Origin of the sequence: Pseudoalteromonas sp. NZS100_1 (genome assembly GCF_015864285.1) — a bacterium.
GTDB classification, from domain to species: domain Bacteria; phylum Pseudomonadota; class Gammaproteobacteria; order Enterobacterales; family Alteromonadaceae; genus Pseudoalteromonas; species Pseudoalteromonas arctica.
Genome location: NZ_JADYXN010000346.1, coordinates 1 through 519, shown reverse-complemented (window position 1 = coordinate 519; position 519 = coordinate 1). Strand labels below are relative to the sequence as shown.

1 pseudogene is annotated in these 519 nt (G+C 63.8%); it reads left to right on the top strand.

The annotated features are described in order from the left end of the window. Positions 1-289 (top strand): annotated as a pseudogene (locus tag I6F66_RS22225) (serine hydrolase); the annotation flags it as partial. Positions 290-519 lie beyond the last annotated feature (230 nt).

Sequence of the window (519 nt, the reverse complement as noted above, 5' to 3'; positions counted from 1 at the left end):
GGTCCAGGCCTCGATTACGCCCGATGCGCCGCATCTGGTCCCCGGACACCGCGCATCGGCCGACAGCGATTGGGGCTATGGCTATCAATGGTGGTTGCCGGGCGGTGACGACAAACAGGATTATGCGGCGGTCGGCGTCTATAATCAGTTCATCTACGTCAATCCGCGCTCCCGCATGGTCATCGTCAAGCTATCTGCCAATAGCAGCTACGGCCAGTCGGGTTCCGAATCTGCCAGTCGCGAAGCCGAGACGATCGCATTTTTCCGCTCCCTGGCTGCCGAATATTGAGCGAAGACGGAAAGGAGGCGCTCGCGGCCGGGCCCGCCCACCCGCCAGAGGCGCAAAATCACAATGGGCACAGACAAGCGAACGCGCGACGAACGGACACCTTCGCGACTCTCGGTATCGCGCCGTCCCCTTGCGGTGATCGGCCGTGTCGCGGACGGAGCGACGGCGATCCGCCCCGACAAGCGGCGTCGGTCGAGCGTGCCCGCGAAATGTTGGAGGGTCTGCGAGAC